The organism is Acidobacteriota bacterium (assembly GCA_016208495.1).
GTDB lineage: Bacteria > Acidobacteriota > Blastocatellia > Chloracidobacteriales > Chloracidobacteriaceae > JACQXX01.
This window is the reverse complement of sequence record JACQXX010000035.1, coordinates 24860-43563: the sequence shown is the minus strand read 5'-3', so window position 1 is coordinate 43563 and position 18704 is coordinate 24860. Positions and strand designations below refer to the sequence as shown.

The 18704-nt window shown below is 50.0% G+C and carries 16 protein-coding genes; 11 read left to right on the top strand and 5 right to left on the bottom strand.

The genetic code is table 11. From position 1 onward, the window contains the following. The first annotated feature begins 281 nt into the window (after positions 1-281). The 5 genes from HY774_06175 (at position 282) to HY774_06155 (ending at position 5583) form a co-directional block, all read left to right on the top strand. The gene (locus HY774_06175) at positions 282-1640 is read left to right on the top strand and encodes a 3-deoxy-D-manno-octulosonic acid transferase (GenBank protein ID MBI4748056.1); all 1359 of its coding nucleotides are present in this window, start codon (positions 282-284) and stop codon (positions 1638-1640) included. Positions 1641-1762: 122 nt separating this feature from the next. After that, on the top strand, positions 1763-2911 hold the full coding sequence (gene lpxK / locus HY774_06170; protein MBI4748055.1) for a tetraacyldisaccharide 4'-kinase: 1149 nt from the start codon (positions 1763-1765) through the stop codon (positions 2909-2911). A 131-nt stretch (positions 2912-3042) separates the two neighbouring features. Continuing rightward, positions 3043-3627: a DUF1003 domain-containing protein gene (locus HY774_06165; protein ID MBI4748054.1), complete on the top strand. Its 585-nt coding sequence runs from the start codon at positions 3043-3045 to the stop codon at positions 3625-3627. 175 nt (positions 3628-3802) lie between these two features. Continuing rightward, on the top strand, positions 3803-4471 hold the full coding sequence (locus tag HY774_06160; protein MBI4748053.1) for an HAD family hydrolase: 669 nt from the start codon (positions 3803-3805) through the stop codon (positions 4469-4471). A 119-nt stretch (positions 4472-4590) separates the two neighbouring features. Then, entirely contained in the window at positions 4591-5583 is a 993-nt protein-coding gene (locus tag HY774_06155; protein ID MBI4748052.1) for a bifunctional hydroxymethylpyrimidine kinase/phosphomethylpyrimidine kinase, read from the top strand. 109 nt (positions 5584-5692) lie between these two features. Here HY774_06155 and HY774_06150 read toward each other — a convergent pair whose 3' ends face one another. Beyond that, positions 5693-6112: a F0F1 ATP synthase subunit epsilon gene (locus tag HY774_06150; protein MBI4748051.1), complete on the bottom strand. Its 420-nt coding sequence runs from the start codon at positions 6110-6112 to the stop codon at positions 5693-5695. A gap of 193 nt (positions 6113-6305) precedes the next feature. Here HY774_06150 and HY774_06145 point away from each other — a divergent pair, with 193 nt between their 5' ends. The 3 genes from HY774_06145 (at position 6306) to HY774_06135 (ending at position 9979) form a co-directional block, all read left to right on the top strand. After that, positions 6306-6857 carry a hypothetical protein gene (locus HY774_06145; protein MBI4748050.1) on the top strand — a complete coding sequence of 184 codons (552 nt, stop codon included), beginning with the start codon at positions 6306-6308 and terminating at the stop codon, positions 6855-6857. Between the two features lie 70 nt (positions 6858-6927). Further along, complete coding sequence (locus HY774_06140) at positions 6928-8232, top strand: UDP-glucose/GDP-mannose dehydrogenase family protein (protein ID MBI4748049.1); 1305 nt, start codon at positions 6928-6930, stop codon at positions 8230-8232. A 187-nt stretch (positions 8233-8419) separates the two neighbouring features. After that, positions 8420-9979, top strand: coding sequence for a trypsin-like peptidase domain-containing protein (locus HY774_06135; protein ID MBI4748048.1), 1560 nt, complete (start codon positions 8420-8422; stop codon positions 9977-9979). Between the two features lie 242 nt (positions 9980-10221). On the opposite strand, the gene lpxA is transcribed toward HY774_06135, so the two are convergent. The 4 genes from lpxA to HY774_06115 form a co-directional block, all read right to left on the bottom strand. Next, positions 10222-10995, bottom strand: coding sequence for an acyl-ACP--UDP-N-acetylglucosamine O-acyltransferase (lpxA, locus tag HY774_06130; protein MBI4748047.1), 774 nt, complete (start codon positions 10993-10995; stop codon positions 10222-10224). A gap of 108 nt (positions 10996-11103) precedes the next feature. After that, entirely contained in the window at positions 11104-11598 is a 495-nt protein-coding gene (gene fabZ / locus HY774_06125; GenBank protein MBI4748046.1) for a 3-hydroxyacyl-ACP dehydratase FabZ, read from the bottom strand. A 182-nt stretch (positions 11599-11780) separates the two neighbouring features. After that, entirely contained in the window at positions 11781-12830 is a 1050-nt protein-coding gene (gene lpxD, locus HY774_06120; GenBank protein ID MBI4748045.1) for a UDP-3-O-(3-hydroxymyristoyl)glucosamine N-acyltransferase, read from the bottom strand. Between the two features lie 31 nt (positions 12831-12861). Beyond that, on the bottom strand, positions 12862-13500 hold the full coding sequence (locus HY774_06115; protein ID MBI4748044.1) for an OmpH family outer membrane protein: 639 nt from the start codon (positions 13498-13500) through the stop codon (positions 12862-12864). A gap of 279 nt (positions 13501-13779) precedes the next feature. Here HY774_06115 and mutL point away from each other — a divergent pair, with 279 nt between their 5' ends. The 3 genes from mutL to HY774_06100 all read left to right on the top strand — a co-directional run bounded on the left by mutL (position 13780) and on the right by HY774_06100 (position 18641). Continuing rightward, a complete protein-coding gene (gene mutL / locus HY774_06110; GenBank protein ID MBI4748043.1) occupies positions 13780-15828 on the top strand; it encodes a DNA mismatch repair endonuclease MutL in 2049 nt (682 codons plus the stop codon). Between the two features lie 419 nt (positions 15829-16247). Further along, on the top strand, positions 16248-17303 hold the full coding sequence (locus HY774_06105; protein MBI4748042.1) for a hypothetical protein: 1056 nt from the start codon (positions 16248-16250) through the stop codon (positions 17301-17303). Positions 17304-17552: 249 nt separating this feature from the next. Continuing rightward, positions 17553-18641, top strand: a complete 1089-nt coding sequence (locus tag HY774_06100) for an ABC transporter permease (protein MBI4748041.1) — start codon at positions 17553-17555, stop codon at positions 18639-18641. Positions 18642-18704: the final 63 nt, after the last annotated feature.

Sequence of the window (18704 nt, the reverse complement as noted above, 5' to 3'; positions counted from 1 at the left end):
GTGTGAGCCATTGTTTTTCTCCTCCTTCTTAACTAGAGGATGACACTTTAGCTCACTTTTTTGTTTCCGAAAGTGTATACAATTTATGATACTTTCCTGTATACGATTTAATGATATTCAACAGGGTTCAGGGTTCAGGGCCAGATACTCCACGTTGCGTGGTACCCGCCAGTTCCCCAGTCTTCATCTTGAGTGGGATCAGTCAACTCATCGCCGAAACCCTGAACCCTGAACCCGATTTCAGTGGGATTTTATTTTCTTCTGGGTCCCTCAGCATTCACATGTCCCGTGATGGTGATCGTCCGTTGATCTTTTTCTGGTACAACCTGGCATTGGCGGTGGGGTTACCGCTGGTGTTGCCTTACTACGTGTTTCGGGCCATCCGCCACGGTAAATATCTACCGGGTTTTAAGGAGCGGCTGGGTTATTTACCCTCTTCGCTCTGTCCTCCTTGTCCCGTAGCCGAACCAGTGATTTGGATTCATGCTGTCTCCGTCGGAGAAGTTCTGGCGGCGCGTCCGCTGGCAATGGCGTTGCGGGCTCGCTTTCCACAAGCCCGGATCGTGATTTCAACCACGACTGAAACAGGACAACACCGTGCCCGCGAGCAACTTGCCATGCTCGACGGGCATTTTTATTTTCCCCTGGATTTGCCTGGAGTGGTCGCCCGGGCGCTTGATCACATCCAACCCTCACTCGTTCTCATTTTGGAAACCGAAATCTGGCCCAATTTCCTGCGGGCTTGCGCTGGACGGTCAATTCCTGTGGTGCTGGTCAATGGCCGGCTCTCGGATCGGTCTTTTGGTCGCTATCACCGGGTGCGTCGCTGGTTGCAGCCAGTCCTGGCTCTTTTTGCGCGGATGTTGATGCAATCAGATGGCGATGCGGAACGCATTCTGGCACTTGGTGCGGATACTGACTGTGTCCGAATGATCGGCAATTTGAAGTATGAGCCAGCGGATGCCGGCGAATGTGCCCGCCGGGATCGGGTGGCGAAAGAACTCGATGCCCAATTTGGTCTGTCGTCATCACCCAGTCCCTTGCTCGTGGCAGGCAGCACGGTCGAAGGTGAAGAACCCATGCTGGTCAAAGCCTTTGAGCAGTTGCGTTCCCAGCCTGGACTTGAGTCTTTACGGATGCTGGTCGTTCCACGCCATCCCGAACGGTTTGAACCCGTGGCGCGGATTTTAATACAGGCTGGATATCCTGTTGGCCGAAGGTCGCGGCCTTCAGACTCTGACCGTCTGGCGCCGGTGATGATGCTTGATTCGATTGGGGAACTGGCAGCAGTGTACCGGTTTGCAACCGTGGTTTTTGTCGGTGGCAGTCTGGTTCCACGAGGTGGGCACAACATTCTCGAACCGGCGGCTGATGGACGAGCAGTGGTAACTGGTCCCTTTACTGAGAATTTTCGCGATATCATGGCAACTTTTGTCGCAGCTCAGGCAGTGAAACAGCTCTCTCCTGACACTCCAGATGGGCTCATTCAGCAGTTTGTCGCCGTTTGTGAAGAATTACTCGTCAATGCCGAATCTCGTCAAAGCATTGGAACCCGCGCACGGCTGACCTATGAAGCTCAAAGTGGGGCGACTGCCCGTGCAATTGAAGAAATAAAAGCTCTGCTGGAACCTGAAAAATAGCGGGCTGAAGAAAGCGGGCTGAAGAAAGCGGGCTGAAGAAAGCGGGCTCAGGGTATTGAACCCGTTTTCTTCAGCCCCGAGCCCTGGTATTTTCAGCCGCAGAAACCCCACAGAGATCGCTTATGCCGGAAACTGAAGCCAATACAACCCGAATTCAGGTGCCTTATTTGGGTAATATCCCAAGGTGGTGGCTCTATGTACCGGGAAAGCTCTATGAGTTTGGGGTCCGACTCCGGTTGGCCCTCTACGAAACTGGCTACTGGAAACCAAAAGCCCTGAACAATCCAGTGATAAGTGTTGGAAATATTACCCTTGGCGGAACCGGGAAAACACCGCTGGTTGAATTTATCGCCCGCTATCTAACTGGTGAAGGCCATGAAGTCGCCATTTTGACCCGCGGGTATGCCCGACAGGATCGCCGTCAGTCACGAGTTGTTGTTAGTGATGGAACTCAGGTTTGTGCCACACTCGCAGAAGCCGGAGATGAACCGCTGATGCTGGCTCGGAGGTTACAGGGCGTCAAAGTGATTGTTGGTAAAAACCGGTATGCGAACGGCACCTGGCTCGAAGCCAACCAGGGTTGTGAAGTACATCTTCTGGATGACGGGTTTCAACACGTGCAGCTTCAGCGAGATTTAAATCTGCTGGTACTGGATGCCACTGACCCTTTTGGCGGTGGTGAAATGGCGCCGTTTGGACGTCTGCGCGAACCGCTCTATGCGCTCAAACGGGCTGACGCGATCATTGTGACGCGGGCAGACCAGGCTTTTGATGAAGATGAACTGCGCTGGGTGCTCAGCGAATGTGGTGTAGATGTGCCATTAATCTTTTCTTTTCATGAAGTTACCGGCGTTCATGAATTAAAGGATGGTAAACCTCGGGCCCAACGCTCTCTGGCGGGGAAGGCCGTTGGGGTTGTTTCGGCGCTTGGGAATCCAGACCGGTTTGAACACGATGTAGCGACCCTCGGTGCCAGAGTCGTGTATCGGAAACGGCTCCGCGATCACCATGTTTACTCCCAAGAAGATGTTGCCGAGACTGTGTCTGCGGCGCAACAGGCTGGAGCCGAACGACTGGTAACAACGGAAAAAGATGCTGTCAAGCTAGAGCAGTTTCATTTTGGGCTAATGCCCGTGTCAGTGCTTGAAATCAAAGCCCGATTTGATGATGAAGTCAGTTTGAAAACCTTGCTCCTGCGGACTATTGTTCGCAAACAAAAAACAAAACGGGCGGAAGACATCGGGCGGAAGACGTCGGGCTCAGGGGATTGAACCCGTTTTCTTCAGCCCCGAGCTTGCGAGTCTTCAGCCCCAAGCCCTGAGCCCTGGTTTTTCAGTCCTGAGCCCTGGTTTTTTTAGCCCCCAATCATCGTTCCAATCTTTTGCAAAGGGAGACACCGCTTGTGACGCCTCAAATCGAGCAAGTTGCATCACGGCTGCTTGCGGAAGACCGAAGGAAGTTAACCGAAATCGAAAAGCGGTTTATTCGCCGTTTGGCTGAGCGGAGACTGATCAGCGCCAACATCAACCAGCAATTTGACGAACAGTTGACCTTTGGGCAGCGAGTGGCTGATCAGATTGCCTCCTTTGGTGGAAGCTGGCCATTCATTTTTCTGTTTTTTTTCACGCTTTTAGTCTGGATGGCATTTAACAGCTTTGTTTTAAGAGATAATGCGTTTGATCCATTTCCTTACATTTTGCTGAATCTGGCGCTTTCGTGTCTGGCGGCCTTACAGGCACCCGTGATTATGATGAGCCAGAATCGGCAGGCGGCAAAAGACCGGTTGCAGGCCGAGCAGGATTATCAGGTCAACCTGAAATCCGAATTTGAAATTTCACGTCTCCATGAAAAAGTGGACGCGCTCCACGCTGCCTATGTGGCTGAATTAAAACAAGTTGAAGAACGTCACACAATTTTGCTCGAAGAAATCCTGGCGCTCCTTGAAGATCAGCACGATGAAGATTCAGGTAAACCAGACATTAAATAGAATGAAGAATGAAGAAACCAAGTAGTGGTTAGTAGTTAGTGATTAGTGGTTAGAAATCAATATTTTCGAAAAAGAACCAAGAACTAACCACTAACCACTAACCACTAACTACTAACCACTAACCACTAATCACTAAAAGGGTTCTTCATTCTCAATTCTTCATTCCAGAGGTTTTATGTCGTCTCCTGTAACTCCGGTCGTCCACAATCGAGCCGTTTTCTTTGACCGTGATGGTACGCTCAGCGAAGAGGTCGGTTATGTCAATCACATCTCTCGTTTTCAACTCTTGCCGACCACGGGACGGGCAATTCGTAAGCTGAACGATGCTGGCTGGCGTGCGATTGTCGTTACCAATCAAGCTGGCGTGGCACGTGGTTATTTCGAAGAATCACTGATTGGGCAAGTGCATACCACACTCCGGGCTGAATTGGCCAAAGATGGTGCCTTTCTGGATGCCATTTATTATTGCCCACATCATCCATCAGCCGGGGAGCCGCCTTACCGTCAGAACTGCAATTGTCGAAAACCAAAGACTGGGATGCTTGAACAAGCAGTCAATACTTTTAAAGTTGACCTGAGTCGCTCGTATGTCGTCGGCGACAAATACAGCGACGTTGAATTGGCTCATCGTGTTGGAGCAAAAGGAATTTTGGTACTGACCGGGTATGGACGTGGTGAGTACGAGTATCAGCGCCAAAGCTGGCCGCGTGACCCTGATTTTATTGCTGAACACGTGCTTGAAGCCGTTGAATGGATTTTGGCAACCAATAATGTTCAGCTTGGCACCACCACTGACCGCCGCAACACGCCACGCTCACCGTTTCGAGGGTTTCCACATCTGTAGGAAATGAAGAATGTGATTAGTGGCTAGTGATTAGCAGTTAGAAATCAATACTTTCAAAGAACCAAAAACCAAGAGCCAACCACTAACCACTAACCACTAAATGGTTTCTTCATTCAACTATGACTTCCCGCCTGCTTTCGATTATTGAGCGATTTTCAGAGCAAACCATTCTGGTGGTTGGAGATTTGATCGCCGATGAATTTGTGTTTGGAGAAATTGCGCGTGTTTCACGCGAAGCACCTGTGTTGATTCTCCGTCATGAACGAACTGAAACCATGCCAGGCGGGGCGGGAAATACGGCTTCAAACATTGCCTCATTGGGCGGAAATGCTGCATCAATTGGAGTTGTAGGGCGTGATCGGGCTGGCCGGATGTTGACGCTGAGCCTCCGGTCCCGGGGAATCAATACCAGCGGTGTGCTGTCTCTTCCAGGTCAGGTAACCCCAACCAAGACCCGGATTCTGGCAGGTTCGGCGCATGCACCCCGCCAGCAAGTCATTCGAGTTGATCGCGAAGAACAAGAACCGCTACCTGATCGAGCCCGCCAGTGGGTCCTCTCCCGACTTGAAAGCCAGCTTAAACACGCAACTGGCATCATTTTATCTGATTACAATTATGGATTGATTGACTCGGATTGCATCGCTCTCTTGCAAGACTGGCAAACCCGTCACTCTGGGATTCCAATTGTGGTGGATTCACGGTTTCGGTTGCATCAGTTCACTGGCTTTACTTCGGCAACACCAAATGAAGCCGAGGCTGAAGACCTGTGTGGTCAACGGTTTACCACCAGTGAAATCGCACGAGAGCAGGTTGAGCGGTTACGTGCTGACTTGAATTTGAAGGCGTTACTATTAACCCGTGGCCCGGAAGGAATGATCTTGGTTGAGGCGGGTCGTCCAGTGGTTTTTGAAGAGGCAATCGGGAGCAAGGATCCAGTTGATGTTACTGGGGCTGGGGATACGGTAATTGCCACCTATACCACGGCCCTCGCGGCAGGAGCTACGTTTCCTGAAGCCATGCATTTAGCGAATTGTGCGGCTGGATGTGTCGTGATGAAACGGGGAACGGCAACCATCAGTCAGGCAGAACTGGTGGAAAAGCTTGGGGAATGAAGAACCCTTTTAGTGGTTAGTGGTTAGTGGTTAGTGGTTAGAAATCAATACCTCCCAAGAACCAGGAACTAATCACTAGCCACTAACCACTAACCACATTTTCAAAGGGCTAGCGTTTGGTGCGTTCGGCTACCTGAACCTGTACAATGGCGCTGTCGAGTGCCGCCAGTGCTTTTTCGATGTCAATGCTGGCATCTCTTTCAGCACTCTTGAGAACACGTTCGGCCTCCTGAAGTGCAGTCTTGGCCTTGGCAAGGTCAATTTCTTCAGGGAGTTGCGCCCGTTCAGCCAAAATCGTAACGCGGTCGGGCATCACTTCCACAAATCCCTGGCTGACAAAAGCCAGGCCCTGTTCGTTTCCATTGCGATAACTGACCAGCCCCGCCACGCTCAATTGTGAGATCAAAGGGGTGTGGCCGGGAAGGATTCCCATTTCCCCATTCAGGCCGGGAACGGTGATTTCATCGGCTTCTTTATGAAGCAGTAATCGGTCGGGAGTAACAATTTCCAAAGTAAGGCGATTGGCCATAAGTATGATTCCTGAAATAATAGAGATGGACTGAGGTTGGAAAATGACCCGCCAAGATACCAGTCAACGCTTTTGGGTTCAAGCCATTTCCCGCTGGATCCTCTGTTGACATCCCTTCCGCGGTTTGTCAGTATCGCCCTTCTGTGCCCAACCCTCCATTCCACAATCAATCACTCCCCCTATGGAAAACAACATGTGTGCAGACCAGTTTGAGACCAACGGTCATTGCCTGATTGGCGATGAAACAGTAACCGTTCAGGCCGAAACCGGTGTTCATCGGGTGTTGTCGCTTTCGGTGTTGTTTGCTGAACAAATGACCCTGCATCGAACACGGCATTTCCAGGCTGGCGGTCGGACCGATGTCATTTACAAGCCGTATCTCTATGCTTTGGCAATTGATATGGCCGAGCAACAAGCTGTTTGGAAGCCCGTGCGGTACTTGTTTCGGCGGCCATATGAGGGGAAGTTGATTTATGTGGTGACGAATGACAATCGCCGGGTGACGGTGACCGATCAACATCCAATGATTGTTTTTGAAGGTGATCAGCTCGCTGTCCGCCCAGCAGCCAGCCTGAAGGAGGGGGATCGTGTCCCGTTGTACTGGCAGGGAACTGTCGCCACGATTCCGATCAAGGGGCTGGTGACCTGTACGGCCTCAACAACAGTCTATTCGATGGAAGTGGATGATACCCATACTTTTGCAACGTCTTATGGGATTTATGTCCATAACTGTATTCCGCTGTAAAACTTGACTGGTCCAGGATCAAAACGGCATCAAGCCGCCGCACTTCAAATTTGAATTTTCTTCGCGATTTATGAACATTGCAATTGTTGGAACAGGCTACGTTGGTTTGGTAACCGGCGCATGTTTTGCTGAATTTGGTGTCAAAGTCACTTGTGTGGACATTGATGAGGCGAAAATCGCTGGCTTGAATGAAGGCCAGATACCGATTTATGAACCGGGGCTTCATGAATTAATTGAAAAAAATTTGCGGGCCGGGCGCATTCAATTTACCACCAATCTTCGGGCGGCGGTTGAACGCGCCCTCGTGGTGTTTATTGCCGTTGGAACCCCACCCAAATCAGATGGAAGCCCGGATTTATCTCAAATTGAACAGGTTGCCCTCCAGATTGCACCAGCGCTCAATGGATATAAGGTGATTGTGACCAAAAGCACGGTTCCAACTGGCACCGGTCAATTTATTCGCCGGGTGATCGAAGAACATGCTTGCGGTGATCATCGCTTTAGTGTGGCTTCCAATCCGGAGTTTTTACGCGAAGGGGATGCAATCAATGATTTTCTGCGGCCCGAACGGGTTGTTATCGGGTGTCAGGATTCAGAAGCTATTGCCATCTTGCAAGACATCTATAGCCCGTTAACCCAGGTTGGCGTGCCGATGGTGATTACATCACTCGAAACCGCCGAATTGATCAAATATGCCTCCAACGCTTTTCTGGCCACCAAAATTTCATTCATCAATGAAATGGCAAATTTGAGCGATGTTTTGGGATGCGATGTGCAGGACGTTGCGCGTGGGATGGGGCTTGATAGTCGAATTGGGAACAAATTTTTGTATCCTGGGCCAGGATATGGTGGTTCTTGTTTTCCAAAAGATACGCAGGCACTGGTCCATCTGGCCAATTCGGCTGGATATGATTTGAAAATTGTAAGATCAGTGGTTGAAGTCAATCAGCGACAGCACGAGGTTGCACTGGACAAAGTGGTGGAATTGCTTGACCGGCAGGTCGAAGGAAAAGTGGCTGGAATTTTGGGATTGACCTTTAAGCCCGAGACCAGTGACTTGCGCGAATCACCGGCGATGTGGGTTGCCTCCGAACTGGTCAAACTGGGCGTTCAATTACGGGCGACTGACCCCGTGGCAAACAAAGAAGCCAAAACTTGCCTTTCGAAAACTGAGTTTTTTGAAGATCCCTATGACACGGCTCAAGGGTGTGATGTTTTGATTTTTGCCACTGAATGGAACATTTATCGCAAACTGGAGCTTGGTCGCTTGAAAGACCTGATGCGAACTCCAGCCATTGCTGATCTGCGCAACATGTATGACGCCAGACTGGTTCGAAAGCATGGCTTCCGGTATTTAGGGATTGGAAGACGCTAAGTTAATGTGACAAGGTGACAGGGTGAGATTCTTCATTCTTCATTCTAAAATTCCCTGGTGATCTTTCCCTTGTGATGTTTGGAGTGAATCAGTATAGTGTGTCGTTGCGGTATCTGACCTCCTTTCACTCGATTTTTTTCACGCAGTTATTCAAAGTTGTTTTTGAGCAAGGTTTTGAAGTTCCGTCATGGCGAGCCTGATGGTTGTTCACCTCTCCGGTGAAGAACGTGGTAAAACGTTAATTTTTGACCAAGAAGCAATTACCCTCGGTCCTGACGAAGGTTGTGATTTGCCGTTAAATATTCCGGCGACTCACAATGGGGACTTCCCGAGACGTCTGATTGTGGCTGAGATCTATCGGCAAAAACACAATTTTGACCTCTTCTTCCGTGACCCAGAGCATTACTCCCTCCTTGTCAATCGAAAACCCGCTACAACCAATGATGGGCCTATCCCTCTGTCGGATGGGGACTTGCTGTCACTCCAGGCCGTAAAAACATCTGAACTCCATCTGCCAACTGAACTCCTGGTCCACGTGGTTCAAGAAATCGAGGAAACCAAAACTGGTGTTCGCAATGCCCATTTACAATTTCCCGAAGTTGATATGGGCGGGCGAATTCACCCACGTACGGCATCACGGTTTGCCAAGGAGTTGATTGTGGCGCTCTATGGTGAGATCCCGCCCTGGGCGCGGGTTTTTGCCATTATTTTGTCGCTGGTGATTCCACTGTGCATTCTGGTTTCAACCGGAATTGTCTTTGTTGGAGTCATGCGGTACTACGAAATTCTAGACCGCTTTTCCAATCTGAGCCGGGCGGCGGAGAGTCAACTGGAAGATTTACTGACCAAAAATGAAGCACTGCGACAGGAAGTTGACTCGCTCAAAAACGTCCTCAATTCTGGACAAAACATTGCTCAATCCTATGGGCCAGGCGTGTGTTTAATTGAGGGCACGTATTCGTTCACGAATCGCCAGACCAACAAGCCGTTACGCTTTATTGACAATAGTTTTAACCAGAGTACACCGCTGGCTGCGGATGGCAGTTTGCAAGTGAGTTTTGAAGGAACCGGCGACATTTATTATGAGCAATTTACCGGCACCGGATTTGTCGTTGCCGAGGGCAAACTTGTTACCAACCGGCACATTGCTCAACCCTGGTTTAATGATCCAACTGACAGTATTTTGATTAATAGCCTTGGTGGCAAACCTGAGATCCAGGAATTGAATGCTTATTTTCCGGGGATTAAAACTTCGTTCCCACTCAAAGTTTTGCAAATCTCATCTGAAAACGATGTGGCGCTATGCAGCTTTACCCAGGGTGATGCCGCAATTCCGCAATTGCCACTCGATACTTCGGAAGAAACCAAAAACATGACGGGTCAAGGAATTGTGCTGTTAGGGTATCCGACCGGCGTGGAAGGAATTCGTGAAGCGCTTCCTGATGAGCGATTAAAAGACGAACTGCGCAAGCGAATGACGTTTAGCGATCTGGCTGCCGAACTCTCAAACCGCGGATACATTTACCCCAAAGTATCTCAGGGCCATATCACCCAGTTTATTACTGGACGAATTGTCCATGATGCCCAGACCACTGAAGGTGGTTCAGGAAGTCCCATTTTTAATAGTTATGGAAAAGTGGTTGGGATAAATGCTCAGGTGATGCTCGATGAGCAGGAACGAATCCAGGCTAGCTTAGGTGTTCCCATCAGCGCCGCCCTGGAGCTTCTCAAGAAGTCTGAGAAATGAGAACCGTCAGTTGTCAGTCGTTGATGAGTCAGTAGTCAGTAGATAAAACCCGGATAGCTGAGTCCGTGGATTTCTTGAAGAGAATTGCTCTTAAATGACTCAAATCGAACAAAATACACTTGACACCTGACTACTGACTACTGACTACTGACTACTGACTACTGACTACTGACTACTGACTACTGACTACTGACTACTGACTACTGACTACTGACTACTGACTACTGACTACTGACTACTGACTACTTTGTAACCCCACGTTGAGCTGTCTGGATAAACTCCACCATGCTACGGGCAATAGCATTGTCAGACATTTCTTGCTCAATCACTTCAATGGCTTGAGTGGTATTGAGTTTTGAGTTGAGCAGCAGACGGAAAATGCGTTCAATGGTTCGCAAATCTTCGGTTGAGAAACCAGCCCGGCGGAGTCCAATACTGTTTGGACCATAACACTTGGCATGATTTCCCGCCGAACGAGCAAAGGGAAGCGCATCTTTCACCACGACTGAATACGCCCCAAGAAACGCATATTGTCCAACCCGACAAAACTGATGAACTCCGACATAGGCGCCGAGTGTCGCCCGGTCGTGTACGGTAACGTGTCCAGCCAGTGAAGCCCCATTGGCAAAAATGACGTGATTGCCCACGGTACAGTCATGGGCCACATGTGACTGCACCATCAACAGGTTATCGTTTCCGATACGTGTAATTCCCCCCCCCCCAACTGTCCCTCGATGAAGTGTGGCAAATTCACGGATTTGATTGCGTTCACCAATGATGAGTTCCGTTCGTTCGCCCTTATATTTCAAGTCCTGCGGCTCCTGGCCAATGGAAGCAAACGGGTAAATGCGAGTCCCACAACCAATATGGGTTGGGCCTTCAATGACCGCGTGAGAGCCAATTTCAACGTCATCAGCAATAACCACGTCAGCACCAATCACGGCAAAAGGGCCAATTGAGACGCCGTTGCCGATTTCAGCGCGTGGACTGATGATCGCAGTTGGATGAATTGCCATGCAAAATCCTTGGAATTTCTAAATATGAATGAGTTGAGGGTTGATTGGTGACTGGTGCTTGGTACCTGGTGCTTAAGGATCCAGTACTTCGAAGCACTAAGCACCAGTTCAAGCTGGGGTTTCCGTATCTTTGGCTGGAACTGGTGTTTGTTTACGCAGAGTGCTCCGATCAACCAGGACCGATGTGATTTCTGCTTCCGCCGCCAGTTTATCTTCAACAAACACCCGCCCTTGCAGCTTGCAGACTTTCCCTTTAAAGCGAAGCAAGGTCATTTCAATCCTGAGTGTATCTCCAGGAACAACCGGGCGTCGGAATTTGGCTTCATCAATGCCGGTAAACAACAGAATCTTGGACTGTGGATCGTTGACCGAGCCAAGCATGAGCATTCCGCCGGTTTGAGCCATGGCTTCGATAATCAAAACCCCCGGCATGACTGGCAGCCCAGGGAAGTGACCCTGGAAAAAGGGTTCGTTGATCGTGACATTTTTCAAGCCAACGACGCGCTTTCCTGGATCAAGTTCGATGATCCGATCCACCAGCAGAAATGGGTAGCGATGGGGGAGTGTGTCTTGAATCTGGGCTGTATCAAAAATGATTTCCATAAAGTATTCATCAAGAGTGGCTGTTGGGGGGAATTGGGAATTGGGAATTGGGAATGAAGAATGAAGAAGTGGTTAGTGGTTAGTTCTTGGTTCTTAGTTCTTGGTTCTTCTTCGAAAGTATTGATTTCTAACCACTAACCACTAACCACTAACCACTAACCACTAACCACTAACCACTTTAATCATTCTTCATTCTTCATTCGCTCCAGGGTTTGCTCAACTTGCTTGACCCGTTTTTCAAGTTTGGGAAGCCGTTCTGGAAGTTGTGCCGCAAAGATATGCATCAACTTCCATTGTTTCAATGAAAGAATCGGCATTCCAGACGCTTGTTCGCCGGGTCCCACTGATTTTGAAACCCCAGATTTCCCGGCAATAATGGCCCCATCACCAATTTCAACATGTGGATTTGTTCCGACCTGACCAGCAATCATGACGTGGTTTCCAACGCGAACGCTCCCAGAAATCCCTGCCTGGGCTGCAATCACGGTGTCTTCGCCAATGTCACAGTTGTGGGCAATATGGACCATATTGTCAAATTTGGTGCCGCGACGGATGCGGGTCGTTCCAAGCGTTCCGCGATCAATTGTACAGTTGGCGCCCAGTTCAACATCATCTTCAATGATCACGTCACCGATTTGCGGGATTTTGATATGTCGCCCGAGTTTGTCCTGAGCAAACCCAAAACCATCTGACCCGATGACTGTTCCGCTATGGAGTATTGCCCGGTGGCCAATTGTTACCCGTTCATAAATGGTGACATTGGGGAAGATAATACAGTCACTGCCGATGACCACGTGGTCGCCAATCACGACGCCAGGATGAACCACGGTTCGATCTCCAATTGAGCTATTTCGCCCAACTGTGACCCGTGGATGGATGATGACTCCCATGCCCACAACAGTGTTTTCACCAACAATAAAATCAGGTGCAATCACAGGTGGTTCAGCCGGTTTGACGTGGAGTTTGGCGATGGCTTGAGCGAAGGTGACTTTGGGGGAAGGCGAAAGCAGAAGCGAATACCGGGCCCTGTCCGCATCAGTGATTGATTTGGCATCAATAATGAAGGCGGATGCCTGCGACTCGGCCAGATGTTCCCGGTGTTTCCCAAGAGCGAGAGAGAGGCTTCCTGGCTGGGCAGATTCAAATGGACTGACACGCTCCAGAATAAGTTCCGGCGTGCCAGTCCATTCAACTTCCAGAAATTCCGCAAGTTGTTTGAATGTGAGGCTCATGCGAGAGTGGCTGCTGGCTGTTGCCCTGAGGTTACTTGTTGGGGGCTGGTGACGGAGGCGCAGCCGCGACCGGGTTGGATTTGTTGTACTCTTTCATGAAATCATCCGTGATGTTTGAATCAGGGTTGACGGCCAGAAAGAGTCGTGTTGTGTCGTTTTGGGACATATCAAACACAACCACGATATTGCGTGAGGTCGCATAACCCTGCAGGAAGCGGGTGATCTTCTCGTTTAACGGCGACAAGACCGCACCGGATCGGTTGCCGACGTCTGCCTGATAGTCTTCAAATTTGCGCTGGGCTTCTTTTTTGATTGATTCATACTCAGCCATTTTCTGTTGCTGAACTTCCGGCTTCATCATTGGCCCTTTTTCGCTCAGCTCTTTCTGCAGCGCATCAAGCCGGGTTTTGAGCGTTTCCAGCTCTTTGGTCCGGGGCTGAAATTCGGCTTCGAGTTTGTCGAGTTCTTTTTTGTACTCGAGAATTCCCTTGGGGAACTGGGTGGTGTCAATGACCGCCACACGCCCGGTGGGAATGACAGCCGGGGTGGATGGTTTGGTGGGAGTGGTGCCCGGGGTGGTTGTGGTTTTGGAAATCGGCGGCTGCTGGGCCAGAGCCGAGCTGGGGAGAAGAATAACAAGGGCAACGAGCCAGAATAAAACCTTCTTCATTATGTAAATCCTCGATGTGTTGCGGAATTCTAACCCTGATAAGGAGCAATCAAGACGATGCCTGGAGAAAGGAATATGCTACTTTCTGTCTGAGCACTGCGATGACGATTTACAGGGGTGAGTTTGTCGAATGTGACAAGGTTTGATTATACAAAGGGAACTCAGAAACGCAAACCTGATTCTCTTCAGGTAGGATGCCTGAGGTTCAATTCCAATTACAGCCAGCCGTTTATTTTGTCCAGTGGTCATATTTTTTGTCATTTTTTTTCCTGGGGAGCCATGTCCAAGATTCAATTACTGCCTGATATTGTCGCCAACCAGATTGCCGCCGGTGAGGTTGTCGAACGCCCGGCTTCGGTAGCGAAGGAATTACTCGAAAATGCACTGGATGCCGGTGCCACACGGGTTGAAGTAGAAATCGAACAGGGCGGCAAGAATCTGATTCGCATCCGCGATGACGGCGAAGGCATGACTCGTGATGATACATTGCTGGCCTTTGAACGCCATGCCACGAGCAAAATTCGCACCGTCGAAGACCTCAACGCCATTGATACATTTGGGTTTCGGGGCGAAGCCCTGGCCTCGATTGCCTCTGTGTCGCGAATTACGCTTTTTTCAAAATTGCGAGACGATGTGGCCGGGACCGAACTGGTGATTGAAGGCGGGCGGATTCGTCATGTTCGCGATGCGTCCTGGCCGGGTGGAACCGAGATTTCGGTCCGGGACCTGTTTTTTAATGTTCCAGCCCGCCGCAAGTTTCTCAAAACAGAAACCACCGAGAGTTTTCACGTCACCAATCTGGTAACTCATTATGCGCTGGCCAATCCTGAAAAAGCCTTTGTTTTGAGAAATAACGGTCGTGAGATCATTCAGGTAACTCCAACGGCCAGCTTGCGTGACCGGGCGTATCAGTTGTTTGGTGAAGCTTTACTGGAAGAACTGGTCAAGGTTGAATTTGCCCAAAATGAAATCACGGTCAGCGGTTTTATCTCACGGCCTCAGCAGCAGCGGGCCTCCCGTGATGGGCAATATGTATTTGTCAACGGACGGTATGTAAAAGACCGGGTTTTGGGGCGGGCGGTTTCCGATGCGTATCGAAATATCATTCCGCCTGGGTTTTATCCATCCGTGCTGTTGTTTGTCGAGGTTTCGCCTGAGGATGTGGATGTCAACGTCCATCCACAAAAGACTGAGGTTCGCTTTCGACGCGCCCAGGCCGTGCTTGAGACCGTCCGTGATGGTCTGAAACTGGCGCTTGGAGTTGAAAAACCTTTTGCTCATTTTCCGGGTTTGGGTGACCTGCGCGAGACCGAAACCTTTGCTTCAGTTGTACCGCCATCTTCTGAGGAACTGATAGAACCACCTTTTCTTTCGCCACCAGCTGAACCAGTTGAGGCAGGAAATCTGCCTGAGCGACGACTTGAATTGCCCCGGCCTGCCGTGTCACAACCTGTACTTGACCGGAATTTTAAAGCTGAGCTGGCGGCTCGACGTGAAGAATTGGAACTGCAGGAAGCCACGGAACCGATCTCTGAGGTACTTCCCTCGGAATCGCGTCCGGTTCAACCACCACCATTTTTTCTGTCCTCACCAACGGTCGAACCAGTGGAAGCGGCTCCGGTCAGGCCCGAATTAGAGCTTTTTCCACAACTGGCCCGCCAGGGTTCCCGAGCTGGGCGGTCACTCTGTGCCCAGCGTCGAACTCGAACGCCTGAAAGCTATGTTGCCGCCAGCCCGTTGGAATTACCCCGCCAGGATTTTCGGATACTGGGCCAGTTGCACGAGAGCTACATTATTGCGACTGATGCTCGTGGTTTGTTGTTGATTGATCAGCACGTGGCCCACGAACGCGTTTTGTTTGAGCAGCACCTGCGGCGCTTGATGAGTCGTGAAGTTGCCTCGCAAAAACTGCTCATCCCACACACCCTGGATTTGACACCGGCTCAGGCCGCAGCCTTTGAACACACCATGGCTGACCTGGACCAGTGTGGGTTTGATGTCATGCAACTTTCAGGACGAACCATTGCCCTGCGGGCGCTCCCGGCTGAACTGGAGCCCGAAGAAGCCCGAACGCTGCTGACTGAGTTGCTCGATGTGGTTGAAGAAGAACAACGCTCGGTTGCCCTTGAACATTTCCAGCGTGAAATTGCAGCCGGTCTTGCCTGTCGGGCGGCAATCAAAGTGAACAAAGCACTGACCCTTGAGAAAATGATCTGGTTGATTGACGAATTGATGCGGACTGAAAATCCAACCAATTGTCCGCATGGTCGTCCCGTGCTCCTGCGGTTTGATATGCACGATATCGAGCGCGGCTTTAAGCGAATTTAAGGACACCAGGGTTAAAGATGACAGGGTGACAAGGTGACAAAGTGACAAGGTGACAAGAAGCTTTCTTTCATCCCTCATCCCTTCAAGACCCCTGAACTCGATTTCATTGGGATTTTATTTTCTTCTGGGCCTCTAACCCAGATTTTTTTCGATGACAAGAACAACGAAAATCACATTTTTTCAATCAACAGGCCACGCCTTGGAAATGAAAGCCTGGATTTCGGATTCAGAATCATTCACTCAGTTACTGGTCTCCCAGCCGAGTTGGCACCTGTCAGCCTGCTGGCGAGGTTTTAACTGAATTGACAATTTGAACATCCGTTGGTAGGCTCGCTGCTTTGCTTTTGGATCGTCCAAATCTACCTCACCCCATAACTAAGCATCAGCATTAAGATTAAGCAGGACAGGTTAATATCAGAATGACTTTCGAGGCACAGAGACGGCAGCTTTTCAGCCCCAGATGGCTGCGATTGTTTGTTGTTACCACGGTCTTTTCAATTGGGCTGGTTTCCTCCGGTTGTATTACCTCCCGCGTTGCCCTGCCCCGTGAACTTCCGGTTCAGCCCACTGTTCCCACATCCGAACTGGTCTCCCGCATTGCCACGCTCCAGCAAATCACGCAATTAAAATCTTCCGTTGGACTCCAATTTGCCGACTATAAGGAATCAGACCAGGGGAAAGGGAAAATCTATCCAACCGCCGATGGGAAGCTGGTATTGCAGCGGCCACAACGAATTCGACTGGCCGTTGACGCCACGCTGGTTGGGAAGATCGCCGATATGGGATCTGATGGGGAACGATTTACGGTGGCAGTGTTTTACCCGACCGATAAACGGAGTTTTATCCGAGGCACAAACCTGCGCAAATATACTCAGCAAGTTGATCAGTTGAGCGCAACCACCAATACCAAAGACATCAGCACCTTTTCAAAACTGAGACCCCAACATCTGGCGTTGCCGATGTTGGTGCCGGCGCTCCCAGAACCATCACCGGATACCAGCTTTTTTGTGGTTGAATCACGTCAGGATGAAGCTGAAGTTATTTCACGCGATGGTCAAATGTCGCTTGAAGTTCCAGCCAAGCGCGTGATGCGCACCTATTATGTGCTCTATGTGTCCCGGCGTTCGGCTGATGGGCAGTGGTCTCCAGTCTATAGCTACTGGTTTGATCGAACGCGAAAGGGCACGCCGCTGGTCCGGTTGCAGATTTATGAAGAAGACGGCACGTTGAGCACTCAATCAGAATATGAAGGCTATACCGACAAAGCTGGGCGTCCGCAACTGTTGCCGCAAACCGTGAAAATTTCACGTCCGCACGATGGGTACGCCGTTCGCATTACCTTCCGTGAACCAGAAATCAACACTGACCCGCTTTCAGCCGATGTCTTTATGCTGCAGAATGATGAAAACCTGCAGGTTCTCGACCTCGATACCGAGCCAAACAGCGCAATTCGCGCCAAAGCATCTGAGAATTAGTCAGTAGTCAGTAGTCAGTAGACAAAACCCGGATCGTTGAATTCGTCAAATTCTTGAAAAGAATTGTTCCTAAATGATTCAAATAGAACCAAATACACTTGACAGGCAAATCAAATCCCCAACACTCGACTACTGACTACTGACTACTGACTACTGACTACTGACTACTGACTACTGACTACTGACTACTGACGACTGACGACTGACGACTGACGACTGACTTTTACCTTCCGCTCTCTTTAAACCATTATGGACAGTTTAGTTGTTTCAAATGTGCAGCAGCGTCCCACCCGAACCGCCGTGAGCATTCTTGGTGTGGCGCTTGGTGTGGTGCTGGTCTTGATTTTTGTTGGATTGGTCAACGGCATGCAGCACAGTCGTGCGCAACGTGAATCAAACGTCGGGGCTCACATCATGTTTTGCCGTGAGTTCAGCCTGACCACCACTTCCTTGTCCCTCCCAACCCAATATCAGGCAGAACTGAACAAGGTTCCCGGAGTCACTGTCACGACACCGGTTGGCCAGTATCTCAAGGAAAGCAAAAACGGCATTGGGTTTGAGATTCTGGAAGGTATTGATTTTCCAAGCTATGCCAAAATGTCCGGCATCACCATGAAGACCGGTCAGCCGTTGCAAAATGAGCTGGATGTCATTGTTGACGAGGATTACGCCAAACACAAAAAGGTCACGGTTGGCAGTGAAATCGAACTCTTTAACCGTAAGTTTAAAGTCAGCGGCATCTACCAGCCGGAAAGCGGCGCCCGAATCAAAATCAATCTGGCCAGCATGCAGGAAATTCTTTCGTCGCCAGAGCGCTGCACGGTGATCTACGTCAAAGGGACTGGCTCGGAAAGTCAGGCGTCACTCGCCAAAAAGATTGATACAGCACTGCCTGGCAACAAAATTATGCCGATGGAGGACCTGCTCCAGCTCTATGAAAATGGAATTCCTGCCTTCAATCAATTTCTAAAAGTTGTGGTTGGGCTGGCAATCATTGTAAGCTTGCTGGTTGTCTTACTGGCCATGTATACCACCATCACTGAGCGAACCCGTGAAATCGGCATCCTCAAATCACTTGGGGCCTCAAAAGCATTTATCATTCGCGAAATTGAACAGGAAGCCCTGCTGATTTGTGCCCTGGGGGTTGTGGTTGGATTTCTCTTTTCATTCTTGTTGAAAATCGGAATCACTAAATTCACTTCGTTACAGGTTGAGCTTGAACCCCGGTGGATGCTGTATGCCGCATTGATTGGGTTGAGTAGCGGATTGCTCGGGGCGCTTTACCCGGCACTGCGTGCCGCCAATCAGGATCCAGTGGATGCCTTGAGCTACGAATAGCTCATCCTGTGCTCCTAAAAATTGAGAAAGCAGGCTTTGCTCAGTTCAGAAAGTCCAATTGAA

Coding starts and splice junctions, on each gene's coding strand:
- HY774_06175 (MBI4748056.1), top strand. CDS start 282: ATGTCCCGTGATGGTGATCGTCCGTTGATCTTTTTCTGGTACAACCTG.
- lpxK (MBI4748055.1), top strand. CDS start 1,763: ATGCCGGAAACTGAAGCCAATACAACCCGAATTCAGGTGCCTTATTTG.
- HY774_06160 (MBI4748053.1), top strand. CDS start 3,803: ATGTCGTCTCCTGTAACTCCGGTCGTCCACAATCGAGCCGTTTTCTTT.
- HY774_06155 (MBI4748052.1), top strand. CDS start 4,591: ATGACTTCCCGCCTGCTTTCGATTATTGAGCGATTTTCAGAGCAAACC.
- HY774_06150 (MBI4748051.1), bottom strand. CDS start 6,112: ATGGCCAATCGCCTTACTTTGGAAATTGTTACTCCCGACCGATTACTG.
- HY774_06145 (MBI4748050.1), top strand. CDS start 6,306: ATGTGTGCAGACCAGTTTGAGACCAACGGTCATTGCCTGATTGGCGAT.
- HY774_06140 (MBI4748049.1), top strand. CDS start 6,928: ATGAACATTGCAATTGTTGGAACAGGCTACGTTGGTTTGGTAACCGGC.
- HY774_06135 (MBI4748048.1), top strand. CDS start 8,420: ATGGCGAGCCTGATGGTTGTTCACCTCTCCGGTGAAGAACGTGGTAAA.
- lpxA (MBI4748047.1), bottom strand. CDS start 10,995: ATGGCAATTCATCCAACTGCGATCATCAGTCCACGCGCTGAAATCGGC.
- fabZ (MBI4748046.1), bottom strand. CDS start 11,598: ATGGAAATCATTTTTGATACAGCCCAGATTCAAGACACACTCCCCCAT.
- lpxD (MBI4748045.1), bottom strand. CDS start 12,830: ATGAGCCTCACATTCAAACAACTTGCGGAATTTCTGGAAGTTGAATGG.
- HY774_06115 (MBI4748044.1), bottom strand. CDS start 13,500: ATGAAGAAGGTTTTATTCTGGCTCGTTGCCCTTGTTATTCTTCTCCCC.
- mutL (MBI4748043.1), top strand. CDS start 13,780: ATGTCCAAGATTCAATTACTGCCTGATATTGTCGCCAACCAGATTGCC.
- HY774_06105 (MBI4748042.1), top strand. CDS start 16,248: ATGACTTTCGAGGCACAGAGACGGCAGCTTTTCAGCCCCAGATGGCTG.
- HY774_06100 (MBI4748041.1), top strand. CDS start 17,553: ATGGACAGTTTAGTTGTTTCAAATGTGCAGCAGCGTCCCACCCGAACC.